Consider the following 13,708-nt stretch of genomic DNA (forward strand, 5'->3'; position numbering starts at 1 on the left):
ATGATTAAATTTCTAGATTTACAAAAGGTAAACTTACAATATCAAAACGAAATAGAAGCTAAACTTTTAGAAGTCTTCCGCTCCGGATGGTATCTTATGGGCAGTGAGCTTTCAAACTTCGAAAAGAAGCTTTCAGATTATATCGGAGTCAAACATACTATTGGTGTTGCCAATGGTCTGGATGCTCTAAGACTTATTTTGAGAGCTTATATAGAATTAGGAGTAATGAATATCGGGGATGAAATTATTGTTCCTTCCAATACTTATATCGCTTCTATTCTAGCTATTTCAGACAATGGCTTAATCCCTGTTTTAGTAGAGCCAGAAATTAATACCTATAATATTGGCATCTCTAAAATTGAAGAAAAGATAACTTCTAAAACCAAAGGTATTCTTATCGTGCATCTTCAGGGAAGAGTTGTATTTTCTGATCTGCTTAAACAAATTGCAAAAAAGCACAATCTCAAAATTATAGAAGATAATGCTCAGGCAATAGGTGCAGAATGGAACGGAATAAAATCAGGAAATCTTGGTGATGCAGCTGGTTTCAGCTTTTATCCTGGCAAAAACCTGGGTGCTTTGGGAGATGCAGGAGCCGTAACTACCAATGATGATGATTTAATGAAAGCCGTCAGGGCTTTAGCCAATTATGGTTCCAATCAAAAATATGTAAATATATATAAAGGATTAAATTCAAGGCTTGATGAAATTCAGGCAGCAGTTTTGGATATTAAATTAAAGTATATTGACAACGAAAATAAAATAAGAAGAGAGATTTCAAAGCGTTTTATTGACGAAATAAAAAATCCGGCAGTCATTCTGCCAGAATATCCGGCTGATGAAAATGAACATGTCTGGCATGTATTTGTTATTCGCTCCGAAAGAAGAGATGAGCTACAGTCTTATCTTACAGAAAATGGTGTGCAGACTTTAATTCACTATCCTATTCCACCCCATAAGCAAGAGGCTTATAAAGTCTGGAATGATCTGTCATTTCCAATCAGTGAGAAAATTCATGCTGAAGTATTGAGTCTACCAATTTCTCCTGTTATGGATGCTGAAGAAATAAATAAAATTATTGAGATTATAAATAAGTTTTAATCCATGTCAAGACTATTAGAGAATAAAAAATATTTCCTTAAAACATTAAAAATAGCTAAACTTCTTTTTGACGAAAAGAAGTTTAATGATTGTTTGATATATATAGAGAAAATATCATATTCAGCATGGTATAATTTTCCGGGATATTACACCTCTAATTGTTTTGAATCAATTATCAGAAAGATAGCTCTTAAAAGTTTAGACTTTGAGAACGTAAATATTCAAGATACCACAGAAGATAAAACATTGCATCTTTTTTCTGAAATAAATAGCATTGGAGGACATTCAAAACTTATTTTCAGTTGGATGGAAAATGATAAAAAAGTAAACATTATCTGATGAGTACCTGGCAAAATTTTCAGGAGGTTTCTGAAATAGCTAGGTCCTATCAATATAAAATAGATAATAATGTATTTATTTATGATCAGAAGTTGAACATTATTGAAAATCCCAGAAAATAGTAGATACTTTAAAAGAAAATAATTTCAGTAGAATTATCCTGCATATTCATCCGCATGATGTAATTCCATCAATGATTTTTTCTTCCAATAAATTAAAAAGTCCTGTTTTTTTTCTCAATCATGCTGAGCATACTTATTGGCTGGGTGAACCTATTATAGATTTTCTGCTTCAGATAAGAGAATCAAATATTTTAAAAGATTCTAAAAATAGAAATATTCCTGTACAAGATCAATTCTTCTTGCCAATACCTGTAGATGAATCATATTCATTAAAAAAGACGGAGAAAAATACATTCAATATTATTTCAATTGGCAGAGAATCGAAATATGAGCCTAACCAGGAATATAATTTCTATCAGGAAGCATTAAAAATTGTAGAAAAATTTGAACATGTTATCTTTACTATCGTAGGTATTGAACTCAATAATCCCAACAGGAAAATTTATGCACATGAACGATTAATTTTCATTCATCCTACAAGAGAGATTAACCAATACATTGAAAATGCAGATTTATATTTAGAAGGTTTTCCTATACCATCTTTCACATCACTTCTGGAACCAGCAATGGCAGGAGTTCCTTTTGTGCTGCATTATAATCCGGCAAGTGTTTATAAGGTTTTTGATGACAATAAGGAAAAAGGAATATTTTACCCGAAAGACCTAAAAAGCTGGGAGTTAGAAGTAGAGAAGATGATCTCAGATAAAAACTACAAGAACCTCATCACCAGACTACAATTAACATATTTACATGAGAACTATTCATCACAAGGTTGGAACAAAAAACTAACGGAGATTAAGGATTCTTGTAAAAACAAACAACATAATATCCGAACTATCCCTAATGAAGAAAAGTATGTGGATGGCAGAGATGAAGAATTGGTATCAGTTATTGAGTCAAAGCTAACCAATCATTATTCGTATACAAACCTGCTAGGATTTTTTTCAAAATTAAAAGTCATAGCATTATCTTTTGATAATCCCTCATGGGTAAAAATTAAACCCTGGAAACAAACGATAAAATATTTATTTAATAGATAATTTAAGCACATAAATATGAAATTAAGACCAATCGCCATACATTTACCACAATTTCACCCGTTCCCGGAAAATGACGAATGGTGGGGTAAAGGTTTTACAGAATGGACGAACGTAACAAAGGCAAAACCATTATTTGACGATCATTATCAGCCACATCTTCCTTCTGACTTAGGATTTTATGATTTGAGGCTGGAAGAAGCAAGAATGGCACAGGAACTTCTGGCCAAAGAATATGGAATTTATGGGTTCTGTTATTATCACTACTGGTTTAATGGGAAGAGATTAATGCATGAGCCTATTGACAGGAAATTAAAAAATCCAAAAGAAGATCTGCCTTTTATGCTGTGCTGGGCCAATGAAAACTGGACCAGACGCTGGGACGGCAGCGATCATGAAATACTCATTGAACAAAAATACTCCGTTAAGGATGACGAAGATCACATTGATTTTTTGCTTCCTATTATTACGGATCCAAGATATATTAAAGTAAATAATAAGCCCATTATTGTTATTTACAAACCCAATATTCTTCCTAATGTACAGGAAACCATTAAATGCTGGCGGCAAAAAGCCAAAGCAGCCGGAGTGGAACTGTATATATGCCATATGGGGTTTTCCTATGAGAAAGAATGGGATCAGTTAGTAAATGGCTTTGATGCTATAGTTGATTTTGAACCTTTCGGAATACGCAGAAAAAGTGTTTTGGAAGAAGTTCATGACAGAAAAAGAAGGAGACCTGAAAAAGGAATTATAAATAAAATTAAAAGACGCCTGAGTAAAAATGTAATTAAGAATACATACAATTGCGTTCCTTACCAATGGATGGGAGAAAATTTAACTCCTCAGAAGGATTTTCATTGCAAAATCTTTCCATCTATAGTACCCGGATGGGATAACACTTCCAGAAGAGGTAACAACCCCACCCTGATACTCAAAGATTCGACACCGGAACATTTTGAAAACTGGCTTTCAAATCTTAAGTTAGATTTTACCCCATATTCTGAAGAAGAAAACTTCATTTTTATTAATGCATGGAATGAATGGGCAGAAGGTAACCATCTGGAGCCTGACCAAAAATTTGGAAGAAAATATCTGGAAGTTGTTAAAAAATTATTCTTGAATCAATGATGAAGAAAATAAAACCCCTTGCATTCTACCTTCCTCAATACCATCCTGTTCCCGAAAATAACGAATGGTGGGGTAAAGGTTTTACAGAATGGACCAACGTAGCAAAAGCAAAACCTCTTTTTGAAGGACATGAACAACCTATATATCCTGCTGATCTGGGATATTATGACCTTCGTGTTCCGCAAGTCAGAGAACAGCAGGCTCAGATAGCAAAAGATTACGGAGTTCATGGATTTATCTATTATCATTATTGGTTTGGCAACAGAAAACAATTACTGGAAAGAATTGCAAATGATGTTCTTACATCCAAAAAACCAGATTTCCCCTTCTGTTTCTGCTGGGCAAACGAAACCTGGTCCGGTATATGGCATGGTCTTGCAGAAAAGATTCTTGCAGAGCAAGTCTATCCGAATGAGCTGGATTTAATAGACCATTTCAACTACCTGCTCCCATTCTTTAAAGACGAAAGATATATTAAGGTAGACAATAAGCCGCTTTTCATAATCTACCATCCGGAACATTTAAATGAAGGAGATCCTCACTATATTTCGAAATTCAGGGAACTGGCAAAAGAGAACGGATTTGATGACTTATATGTCATGGCATCCAATAAACTCCGTGATGATATTGATTTAAAATCCATGGGGTATGACGGGAAAATATCCAATGCATTTCAGAAAGCATGGGTACCTTATATTAAGAAAGGAGAATATATTTCCCATTACCAATATTATAAAAATAGAATAACAGAACTACTCGGATTTAAGAAAAAAATTAAACCGAAAGTCCTGACTCAGGATGCTAAAGCTGTTGTTAATGATCTACAGTTTGTAGAAAGTAATGTTGCTACTTATCCATGTGTTCTGCCTAATTGGGACAACACTCCCAGAAGTGGCTATAGAGGAGTTGTCCTTACTGATACATCACCGGAATTATTTGAGAAGCAGATTGAAAAAGCGATTGATTATCTTGAGGATAAAAATGATTATCCCGAACAGTTATTGATTATCAAATCATGGAATGAATGGGCAGAAGGTAATATTCTGGAGCCAGATAGAAAGCATGGCTTTGGATATTTGAATACATTAAAAAAAATATTGGATAAATATAATAAAAACAGCTAAGTACTTATTCTTAGTTCGTTTGTATTGTTGAACTTATTTGAATGCCTAAGTATTCAACCCGAAATACACTAGAAAAAACTTTGTAGTAAAAACCTTATTAAAAAATGACAAGTAAAGTTTCAATTATAGTTCCCTGCTTTAATCATGCTTTATATTTAGAAGAATGCATTCAGTCTATTACAGCTCAATCCTATATAAATTGGGAATGCATTATTATAGATGATGGTTCCACAGATAATTCATCAGAGGTAGCTCAAAAACTGATAAATCATAATATACGCTATATTTATCAGAATAACAAAGGAGTGTCCTGTGCCCGAAACAATGGAATAAAGCAAGCTACAGGAGACTATATTTTGCCTCTTGATGCAGATGATACACTAAACCCTTTAGCATTAGAGAAAATGCTGGAGGTTTTTACTAAAAATAAAGAAACAATGATTGTTTTTTCAGATACGATGATGTTTGGTCATATCAATACTAAAACAACAGTAGATGAAAAACTCAATATTAAAGAATTATTACTGCAAAATAAATTATTCTGTACTTCAATGTTTCCAAAAAAATATTTCGACCAGGGTATAATATATGATGAAGAACTCACACATGGGCTTGAAGACTGGGAATTCTGGATACACCTTATTTCTTCTCACCGTAACCTCCCTGTTACCAAAATAGATTATCCGGTTTTCAATTATAGATCTCATGCCGGTAGTTCAAGGAACAATGATATTTTTAAGAATGATGACAAAAAAGAAATTATCTATAATATGATTTATGAAAAGCACAAAGCTCTTTTTCATGAATTTTACCCAAGCTACATTTCACTCTTAAAAAGAAAAACCTTCTACGAAAAAAAACTGGAAAATATATACAATAGTAAACTATATAGAATGTATAACTTTTTAATAAATTTATTTAGATAAGCCCTATATCTAAGATCTTTATATGCAAAAACATGGGCTTAAACAGCTTACCTGTTAAACTTTTGACATTTTCAGCTTAAACACTCATTTATATTGTTAAATAAATCTAATAGACAAGCTCACTAAGAATAAGTACTTAAAAATTATTCATTTTTTACGTGAATCATTATCTAATGAATTTTCTAAAAAATAAAATCTCCCAAAATATATATTCATTAAACTAAAGATTGAAAATGGTTAAAATAATTATTGTAAACTATAATTCGGAAAAATGGATTGACCAGTGTTTATCATCCATTGATCAGGCAGGATTAATTAAAGATACCATTATTATTGATAATGCCTCTACCGATGATAGCCTTCATCTGATTGAACGAAGCTTTCCTCAGGTTGAACTTATTAAACTGTCTTCCAATTTAGGTTTTGGACAGGCAAATAATATCGGGATTAAAAAAGCATATGAACAAGGTTCAGATTATGTTTTTTTAATGAACCAGGACGTCTATATAGAACCCAATAGTATCGACTGTTTGATTTCAACTGCAAAACTAAATCCGGATTTCGGCATATTAAGCCCTGTGCATCTCAACGGAAATGGTTCAGAACTGGACTTTGCCTTTTCAAATTACATCATTCCTTCGAAGTGTAAAAAATTATACTCAGATATATTTTTACAAAAACTAGCTCCGCCGTACGAATTGCCTTTTGTAAATGCCGCAGCCTGGTTATTAACACGGAAATGTATCGAAAAAGTGGGAGGATTTAATCCATCATTATATCATTATGGAGAAGATGACAATTATTGCCAAAGAGTATTGTATCATGGTCTGAAAATAGGTATCGTTCCGCAATCCGTTATATATCACGACAGGGAATACAGAGTGGAAAATAAATACTTTGACAATTCCGCTCTGCTTTATGAAAGAAAATTAACTGTGATGTTTTCGGACCCCTTTAACGATACACAATCGGTAAGGGAAATATATATTCATTCTTATAAATTGATAATAAAATCTTTACTAACATTCAGATTAAGATCGATTAAAAAGCATTATGGCAATCTCAAAACCTGTAATTCGTTAGACTGGAAAATGATTCTCAATAATAAAAAACAATCTATCACCCAAGGAAAAAATTTTTTATAAACAGTTCCCTTAGTTTTTATATTAGTAACGGGTCATAACAACAGCACCTTTTTTAAAGGTTATTATCCGGTGTAAATTCCCAACCTTATCTGACTCTATATACACTAAAAAATATTAAAATAAGCCGGATCATATAAAAAATCCCGGATGTGCAGAACTGGGAACAAGCTTGGGCTTTTAAAAAAATTGTAAGCCATTTTTAAGTTTTTAAATTAATAAACACAATCTAATTAGAAAACAATATATGATTATAGGTAATGGAATTTTGGCAAATGCCTTAAAGTTTTATGATAAAGACGATGTTATCTTCTTCGCATCAGGAGTTTCCAATTCCCTGGAAAAAGAAGCTTCCGAATTCGAGAGGGAGATCTCACTACTGAAATCCGTTGTAAGTCAAAATCCTGACAAAAAATTTTTCTATTTTTCAACCTGTAGTATTTATGATCCTACAAAAACAGGAAGCCCTTACGTAATCCATAAATTGAAGATTGAAAAACTGATCGCAGAACTTTGCCAACATTTCGTTATCTTAAGGGTAGGAAATGCAGTAGGACGTGGTGGCAATCCAAACACCTTGATTAATTTTCTGAAAAACGCTATCCTTTCGGAGAATAAACTTATGCTGCACAACAATGCAAGGCGGATACTCATCGGTACAGATGACATTGCTTCATTTATCTGTCGGTATATGGAAGATTTCAATAATGAGATTATCAATCTCGCTTATCCTTACCAGTATTCTTTACCTGAAATTTTATCACAGCTGGAAAACCACCTGGATAAGAAAGCAGATTATGAAATGACAGAAGAAGGTTCTTTTTATAAAATAGAATTCAACAGTTTTACTGAAGAATTTTTCTCAGGAATATCACCAGATAAATATCTAGAAAAGCTATATTCATACTATTTATAATAAAAACAGACGTAATTTCTCATTACAGGAACCCTGTATAGAAACGGTAATTTTTTAGTCCCAAAATAAAAATTATTACCCTTGAAAAAGCAAATATTAAAACACAAAATTAAAGCATAACATAATGAAAATTTCAGTAATCATTCCCGTCTACAATGCCGAAAAGTATGTTTCTCAGGCTGTAGAGTCTGCCCTTCAGTTCGACGATGTATATGAAGTAGTATTAGTAGAAGATCAATCTCCGGACAACGCATTAGAGGTATGCCGGGAACTTGCTGAAAAAAATGAAAGAGTAAAGCTTTTTCAGCATCCTGATAAAGGAAATCATGGAGCCGGTGCCAGCAGAAATCTGGGAATGGAAAAATCGGAAGGAGACTTTATAGCATTCCTTGATGCCGATGATTACTATCTTCCGAACCGTTTTGATGCAGAAAGAGAACTATTTCCCAATACAGAGGTAGATGGAGTGTATGGTGCCATCGGTGTCCATTATTATTCTGAAAAAGCAAAAGAACAATATTATAAAGTTTTTGGCGACCGCCTGACTACGGTTTATAAAAAGCATCCTCCTAAAGATGTATTTCCTGGACAACTTAATATGAAAGGTACTTTCGGGCTTTTCAGTATTGATGCTCTGACAATCCGAAAAAGCGCTTTAAAAAATCTGGAGTATTTCTTTAAAACTCATTTAAAACTGCATCAGGATACAGAGTTTCTATTCAGGCTCTCCTACTATGTAAACTTATATCCAGGAATTCTCGATAAGGCGGTGGCTGTAAGAGGAGTTCACGAGAATAACCGAATTACCAAAATAGATGCCAGAGAAGTTAAACCAGCATCTACAAGGGTTGTTCTATGGAAAGAAGTCAACCATTGGGCAGAACATGAAAGCACTCTTCCTGAAGATATTAAACTTCACATCAAAAGAGTATACCAAAGCTTTCAGATTGCTAATGCTCCTCTTTTGAAAAATGGGGAATGATTATAAAATACCTGCTCACCGATTATAACAGTATACGTTCTGGATTGTACAATATCAATTTCAGAAACGACTTATTCTCCTAAAATATCTTAAAGATTAGTCCATTTTTCCGGCTATTAAACTAAATACTTAGTTCAATAACCTTGTATTCCTTTTTAACGCTTCACAAAATGAATTTTTCTTAAAAGATCCCGCATTGGTTTTTCAATGAACTGGTAAAAAATTGCAGAACTGAACAGCATAACAATAATGTAAATTACAAATACAATATCAATACTGAACGTATATTGCTGCCATTTTAAAAACTCCCTTACCAGATAAAGAACAGGAATATGTGTGATGTATATCCCATAACTTATTTCTCCAAGATACTCTAGCGGTTTTAATGAAAACAGCCTGCTCACCTTTCCGTTATTAGCTGAAATCAGAATAATTGCAGGAACAAAAAGGAGTGCCATTAAGCCATTATGGTAGAAAAGCGGAACAAACATCAGAGATACAAGGATTAATAAGAAAACAATGATAACCTGACGATCGTAATTTTTTTGTCTATAGTTTCTCACGAAAAATATTCCGGCAAGATTCCCGATCAGGAATTCATTAAGATGCCAGAAAGGAAAATAATACAAAAATTCATGGCTTTTTGTGTGTGGCCCTTCATAAGCGCCATATACCGGATATAAGTTCGAAAATACCTGAGTTACTAACCACAATCCGATTGCAGCTACCCAGATTGTTTTATTTTTCTTAGAATAGAAATAATTGTATAAAAATGGAAAAAGCAGGTAGAAAAAAAACTCTACGGAAATAGACCATCCTGGAAAGTTCAGAATCATGGCTTCTCCCGGTATCCAGCTCTGGATGCCCAATCCGTATAAAACCAGCTTATACCAGTCGAACATCTCATACCTCGTCATAAAATACAGCAAAAGCCCCAGCATATAAAGCGGATAAATCCTGGCAAATCTGTTTTTATAGAATTCCAGATAATCAATCATATCTTTTTTATGATAGGCAATGATCATAATAAATCCTGAAAGAATAAAGAAATAGCTTACTCCCACATTTGCTCTCAAAAAAGATTGGAAATATAATCTATCTTATATAAAAACAGATCTTTATTGAAATGGGAAATAACAATTGCCATAGCGGCAACAAACCGGGTAAATGTAATCTGACTTATCTTCACAGAGTCGTAAAATGCTTAACTTTATCAAAACATAGCCATATCAACTCTGAAGGCCTGTCTTATTTCATATAAAGTGTTAATTTTAAGGCACAAAAATAAGATTTATTATTATAATTATGTAAAACAAATTATATTTGTACCCTACAAATGTGAAAAATAAATTTAGGTATGCTTGATGAAATTTTAGCAAAAATTCAACGAAGGAGTCAGATTTCTCGTCTCAAAAAACATCCTCATGTTTCTTTTAAAGGGATAAAGCTTGGGATCAGTAATCATTTTGTTCTGCATGAAAATTTAAAGACAGTTACAATTGGCAGTTCCGTCAGTTTCAGAAATTATGTTCATGTTCTTGTAGAGAAAAATGCCACATTAGAAATCGGGAATAACTTTTTCATGAATAACTTCTGTTCCATCAACTGTCTGGACAGTATTTCTATAGGTGATAATACCTTATTCGGGGAGAATGTAAAGCTGTATGACCACAATCACGCGTACCAGTCTCAACCGGAATTTAAATTGTTTTCTTCTGAGTTTACTACGGCTCCCATCAAAATCGGAAGCAATTGCTGGCTCGGAAGTAATGTTACCGTCTTAAAAGGAGTTACCATTGGAGACAACTGCATTATTGGTGCAGGATGTACCATTCACAAAGATATTCCGCCTAATACAACTGTAATCAATCGTCAAGATTTAATATTCAAGGAACATTAATGAAGTTTTCTATTCTTATTGCACACTATAACAACGCTCTTTTTTTCAAAGACTGTTTTGAAAGTATTCTTCAGCAAACTTATACAGACTGGGAAGCCATTATTCTAGATGACGCTTCATCAGAAAGTGAAAAGAAAATGGTTCAGGAACTCATTTCAAATGATAAAAGGTTTAAATTTTTTGAAAATGAAAAAAATTCCGGTGTAGGTGTGACGAAAAGCAAACTGATCGAGCTGGCAGAAGGAGATATCTGCGGTTTTTTAGATCCCGATGATGCTATCAACCCTACAGCCATTCAAAAATGCATGGAAATTTTTCAGGCCAAAAAGAACACCGTACTTACCTATTCAAGGTTTATGACCTGTGATCAGAATCTGAAACCTATTGCTCCATTCAAATCTGCTATGCAGGTACCCAATAGTGATCCTTATTTTTTTAATTTCCCGATTCAGATTGCTCATTTTGTGACTTTCAGAAAATCAGTGTATGAACAGACTGAAAAAATGAACCCTAATTTAAAAATTGGAGAAGACCAGGATCTGTATCTTAAAATGTATGAGAAAGGGAAAGTTCAGTTTATTAATGACACCAATTACCTTTACAGAACACATCAGGGAGGAATCTCCCAGAACGACAATAAAAAGAAATCTCATGAGTATTTTGCTCAGGTGATTTTCAACACAATGAAACGAAGAGGTCTTGCAACCATCAACGGTAAAAAAGTTCCTGAGAATTATACAGAAGCAAATCAGATCTTTGACCTTTTGCAATATCAGCACCAGCTGCCTTTCCGTATTAAGAAAAAAATAAAAATTACTTTACAATCAATTTTCGGTTAATGTTAGAAAAAAAGATAAAAATTTTGTTCAGACACCGTTCTATGGAAATGGGGGGTGTAGAAAAAGTATTGTTGGGACTTCTCAACAACCTCAACCCTGACAAATTTGAAATAACGGTATGCCTTACCCTTAACCAGGGAAAATTGCGTGATGAACTTCCGAAACATATCAGAAAAATATACCTTACGGATGGAAAAGAAGACTTTTCCGACAACTCTATTTTACAGAAACTTCAGCTTGTTAAAAGAAGATTAAAGCTAAGGAAACTGAAAAATAATCCCGCCATTGCAGATCGACTTATCAATGATACTTTTGATATAGAAATCGGGATGGATTACAGGGATTATGATGCGATCCTGAATTCTACCCATACAAATTCCAAAAAGATTGGATGGTTTCATTCTGAAGTCAATGTACCTCAGTTTCAGCCATTGGTTCCGGACATTTTAAAGAGTTTTCCTCAGTTTGACCATATGGTATACTGTTCTCATAAGATAAAGGATATGATGCATGAGTATTATCCTGCCCTCAATTATCCGCCGGAGAGTGTTATTATCAATCCTATTCCTATCGAAGAAATAAAGCGAAAGGCAGAGGAAAAGCTTGACAACTTCCCTGAAGGACCTGTTTTTGTTTCCATTGGAAGACTTCATTCAAGGAAGGGATATCATAAACTTATTGAAGCTCATACAAGGCTTATCAATGACGGCTTCCATCATACTATTGTTGTAATTGGTGATGGTGGTGAAATGAAAAACCTAAAGGAACAGGCTGCAGCGAACAATGTGGAAAAGACATTCATTCTGGTTGGAAATCAAATGAATCCTTATCCTTATATCAAAAAAGCAGATTATTTCGTTCTTCCATCAGAATCTGAAGCATGGCCATTGGTTATTGCAGAGGCATTAATTCTTCAGAAGCCTATTGTTGCTACCAATGTAGGAGATGTGGGATTGATGATCAAAGACAAAGAAACAGGATACCTCATCAGTTATGACGTTGATGAGATGTATAAAGGAATAAAAACCTTCCTTACAGATCCTGCTCTTGTTCTTCATATCAGAGAAAATCTCAAAAATATTGAAAGTCAGTTTGACAATAAGAAAATATTTGACAGTGTAGAAAACATTATAGAAACACTGCACAAACAATAAACTATTGGGCGGAATATCCACCGTCAATCACAAGATTGGTTCCTGTGACCCATCTTGAGGCATCAGACAGTAGAAAAATACAAGCATTCGCTACATCTTTAGGGTCACCTATTCCCAGCGGATGCTTTTTTATAATTTCGGATGAAGCTTCGTCACCAATATCTTCAAACATTTTTTCCAGAATAGGGGTATTAACCATTGCAGGGCTTATGCTATTGACACGAATATTACTTCTGGAAAGTTCCATAGCCAAAGAACGGGATCCCGAAATAACAGCTCCCTTACTGGCAGAATAAGCCGCTTTTCCTGCCTCTCCTACCATTCCTGCAACGGAAGAAATAAATACAAAACTCGAGATTTCGTCTTTATATTTCTTTAAAGATAAAATTTTAGCAATTTCAAGTCCTGCAATGACGTTGACAGCAAATATATCCTGATACAACTGAGGATTGTGCTTTTTTAACGGTAATGTTTTCTCAATACCGGCACAGTGTATAAATCCTGATATTTTCCCTAAAACTGAAACTTTATCTGCAATGATAGCTTCAAGGTTTTCAGATTGGGTAATATCTTCAGTAATGGTTTCTACTTTTGTTTCAGGATTCAGCATAGAAACCGTTTTCATGAGTTCATCATGGTTTCTTCCTACGAGAATAAGATCAGCACCACTTTTGCTGCATTCTACAGAACAGCTTCTCCCAATTCCGGAAGAAGCGCCTGTAATGAGAATAATTTTATTTTTTAATGAGAAAGCATCCATTAATCTTCAAAATTTTCTTTTCCTATAACATTCATCAAATCTGAAACTGTTTCGATATCTTTAAAGTGCTTTGTATCAATTTTTTTGTTAAAATTTTCGTCTACAAATGCAATAACAGAAAGTAAACTGATAGAGTCATAGCTTTCCAGTGATTTTAAATTCGTTTCAGTAGTTAATGTGTTATCTTCCTCCAACTCCTCTTGTAATTTTTCTAAAAAAACGGATGTCTTCATAT

At 33.8% G+C, this 13,708-nt stretch carries 15 protein-coding genes; 12 read left to right on the forward strand and 3 right to left on the reverse strand.

From position 1 onward, the window contains the following. From BOQ62_RS08020 to BOQ62_RS08060, 9 genes are all read left to right on the forward strand, one after another. Positions 1-1,101 (forward strand): DegT/DnrJ/EryC1/StrS family aminotransferase, encoded by a 1,101-nt coding sequence (locus tag BOQ62_RS08020; protein ID WP_129038512.1) that lies wholly within the window; start codon positions 1-3, stop codon positions 1,099-1,101. Positions 1,102-1,104: 3 nt separating this feature from the next. Next, complete coding sequence (locus BOQ62_RS08025) at positions 1,105-1,440, forward strand: hypothetical protein (protein WP_129038514.1); 336 nt, start codon at positions 1,105-1,107, stop codon at positions 1,438-1,440. Between the two features lie 193 nt (positions 1,441-1,633). Continuing rightward, positions 1,634-2,602: a hypothetical protein gene (locus BOQ62_RS08030; RefSeq protein WP_129038515.1), complete on the forward strand. Its 969-nt coding sequence runs from the start codon at positions 1,634-1,636 to the stop codon at positions 2,600-2,602. A 15-nt stretch (positions 2,603-2,617) separates the two neighbouring features. Next, positions 2,618-3,730 carry a glycoside hydrolase family 99-like domain-containing protein gene (locus BOQ62_RS08035; RefSeq protein WP_129038517.1) on the forward strand — a complete coding sequence of 371 codons (1,113 nt, stop codon included), beginning with the start codon at positions 2,618-2,620 and terminating at the stop codon, positions 3,728-3,730. After that, positions 3,727-4,854, forward strand: a complete 1,128-nt coding sequence (locus tag BOQ62_RS08040) for a glycoside hydrolase family 99-like domain-containing protein (RefSeq protein WP_228413811.1) — start codon at positions 3,727-3,729, stop codon at positions 4,852-4,854. The genes BOQ62_RS08035 and BOQ62_RS08040 overlap by 4 nt, the downstream gene beginning before the upstream one ends. 104 nt (positions 4,855-4,958) lie before the next feature. Beyond that, positions 4,959-5,780 (forward strand): glycosyltransferase family 2 protein, encoded by an 822-nt coding sequence (locus tag BOQ62_RS08045; RefSeq protein WP_129038519.1) that lies wholly within the window; start codon positions 4,959-4,961, stop codon positions 5,778-5,780. 233 nt (positions 5,781-6,013) lie between these two features. Continuing rightward, positions 6,014-6,925, forward strand: a complete 912-nt coding sequence (locus BOQ62_RS08050) for a glycosyltransferase family 2 protein (RefSeq protein ID WP_129038521.1) — start codon at positions 6,014-6,016, stop codon at positions 6,923-6,925. Between the two features lie 244 nt (positions 6,926-7,169). Then, entirely contained in the window at positions 7,170-7,838 is a 669-nt protein-coding gene (locus BOQ62_RS08055; protein ID WP_129038523.1) for an NAD-dependent epimerase/dehydratase family protein, read from the forward strand. 124 nt (positions 7,839-7,962) lie between these two features. Further along, entirely contained in the window at positions 7,963-8,820 is an 858-nt protein-coding gene (locus tag BOQ62_RS08060) for a glycosyltransferase family 2 protein (RefSeq protein ID WP_228413813.1), read from the forward strand. 155 nt (positions 8,821-8,975) lie between these two features. Here the strand turns inward: BOQ62_RS08060 and BOQ62_RS08065 are convergent, their stop codons facing one another. Continuing rightward, the gene (locus tag BOQ62_RS08065) at positions 8,976-9,884 is read right to left on the reverse strand and encodes an acyltransferase family protein (RefSeq protein WP_164976708.1); all 909 of its coding nucleotides are present in this window, start codon (positions 9,882-9,884) and stop codon (positions 8,976-8,978) included. A gap of 293 nt (positions 9,885-10,177) precedes the next feature. On the opposite strand from BOQ62_RS08065, the gene BOQ62_RS08070 reads away from it, so the two are divergent. Genes BOQ62_RS08070 through BOQ62_RS08080 form a run of 3 tightly spaced genes read left to right on the forward strand, consistent with a single transcriptional unit; the run spans position 10,178 to position 12,713 of the window. Beyond that, positions 10,178-10,720 carry an acyltransferase gene (locus tag BOQ62_RS08070; RefSeq protein WP_129038526.1) on the forward strand — a complete coding sequence of 181 codons (543 nt, stop codon included), beginning with the start codon at positions 10,178-10,180 and terminating at the stop codon, positions 10,718-10,720. After that, positions 10,720-11,559: a glycosyltransferase family 2 protein gene (locus BOQ62_RS08075; protein ID WP_129038528.1), complete on the forward strand. Its 840-nt coding sequence runs from the start codon at positions 10,720-10,722 to the stop codon at positions 11,557-11,559. Before BOQ62_RS08070 ends, BOQ62_RS08075 begins: the two co-directional genes overlap by 1 nt. Further along, positions 11,559-12,713 carry a glycosyltransferase gene (locus tag BOQ62_RS08080; RefSeq protein ID WP_129038530.1) on the forward strand — a complete coding sequence of 385 codons (1,155 nt, stop codon included), beginning with the start codon at positions 11,559-11,561 and terminating at the stop codon, positions 12,711-12,713. The genes BOQ62_RS08075 and BOQ62_RS08080 overlap by 1 nt, the downstream gene beginning before the upstream one ends. A 1-nt stretch (position 12,714) precedes the next feature. Here the strand turns inward: BOQ62_RS08080 and BOQ62_RS08085 are convergent, their stop codons facing one another. After that, the gene (locus BOQ62_RS08085) at positions 12,715-13,473 is read right to left on the reverse strand and encodes an SDR family NAD(P)-dependent oxidoreductase (RefSeq protein WP_129038532.1); all 759 of its coding nucleotides are present in this window, start codon (positions 13,471-13,473) and stop codon (positions 12,715-12,717) included. Further along, complete coding sequence (locus tag BOQ62_RS08090) at positions 13,473-13,706, reverse strand: phosphopantetheine-binding protein (RefSeq protein WP_129038535.1); 234 nt, start codon at positions 13,704-13,706, stop codon at positions 13,473-13,475. Before BOQ62_RS08090 ends, BOQ62_RS08085 begins: the two co-directional genes overlap by 1 nt. Between the last annotated feature and the right edge of the window lie 2 nt (positions 13,707-13,708).

The organism is Chryseobacterium sp. CH21 (assembly GCF_004119445.1).
Taxonomy (GTDB): Bacteria; Bacteroidota; Bacteroidia; order Flavobacteriales; family Weeksellaceae; genus Chryseobacterium.

Bases quoted from the DNA above. Each gene is read 5' to 3' on its own strand.
- BOQ62_RS08020 (WP_129038512.1), top strand. From the start codon at position 1: ATGATTAAATTTCTAGATTTACAAAAGGTAAACTTACAATATCAAAAC.
- BOQ62_RS08025 (WP_129038514.1), top strand. From the start codon at position 1,105: ATGTCAAGACTATTAGAGAATAAAAAATATTTCCTTAAAACATTAAAA.
- BOQ62_RS08030 (WP_129038515.1), top strand. From the start codon at position 1,634: ATGATTTTTTCTTCCAATAAATTAAAAAGTCCTGTTTTTTTTCTCAAT.
- BOQ62_RS08035 (WP_129038517.1), top strand. From the start codon at position 2,618: ATGAAATTAAGACCAATCGCCATACATTTACCACAATTTCACCCGTTC.
- BOQ62_RS08040 (WP_228413811.1), top strand. From the start codon at position 3,727: ATGATGAAGAAAATAAAACCCCTTGCATTCTACCTTCCTCAATACCAT.
- BOQ62_RS08045 (WP_129038519.1), top strand. From the start codon at position 4,959: ATGACAAGTAAAGTTTCAATTATAGTTCCCTGCTTTAATCATGCTTTA.
- BOQ62_RS08050 (WP_129038521.1), top strand. From the start codon at position 6,014: ATGGTTAAAATAATTATTGTAAACTATAATTCGGAAAAATGGATTGAC.
- BOQ62_RS08055 (WP_129038523.1), top strand. From the start codon at position 7,170: ATGATTATAGGTAATGGAATTTTGGCAAATGCCTTAAAGTTTTATGAT.
- BOQ62_RS08060 (WP_228413813.1), top strand. From the start codon at position 7,963: ATGAAAATTTCAGTAATCATTCCCGTCTACAATGCCGAAAAGTATGTT.
- BOQ62_RS08070 (WP_129038526.1), top strand. From the start codon at position 10,178: ATGCTTGATGAAATTTTAGCAAAAATTCAACGAAGGAGTCAGATTTCT.
- BOQ62_RS08075 (WP_129038528.1), top strand. From the start codon at position 10,720: ATGAAGTTTTCTATTCTTATTGCACACTATAACAACGCTCTTTTTTTC.
- BOQ62_RS08080 (WP_129038530.1), top strand. From the start codon at position 11,559: ATGTTAGAAAAAAAGATAAAAATTTTGTTCAGACACCGTTCTATGGAA.
- BOQ62_RS08085 (WP_129038532.1), bottom strand. From the start codon at position 13,473: ATGGATGCTTTCTCATTAAAAAATAAAATTATTCTCATTACAGGCGCT.
- BOQ62_RS08090 (WP_129038535.1), bottom strand. From the start codon at position 13,706: ATGAAGACATCCGTTTTTTTAGAAAAATTACAAGAGGAGTTGGAGGAA.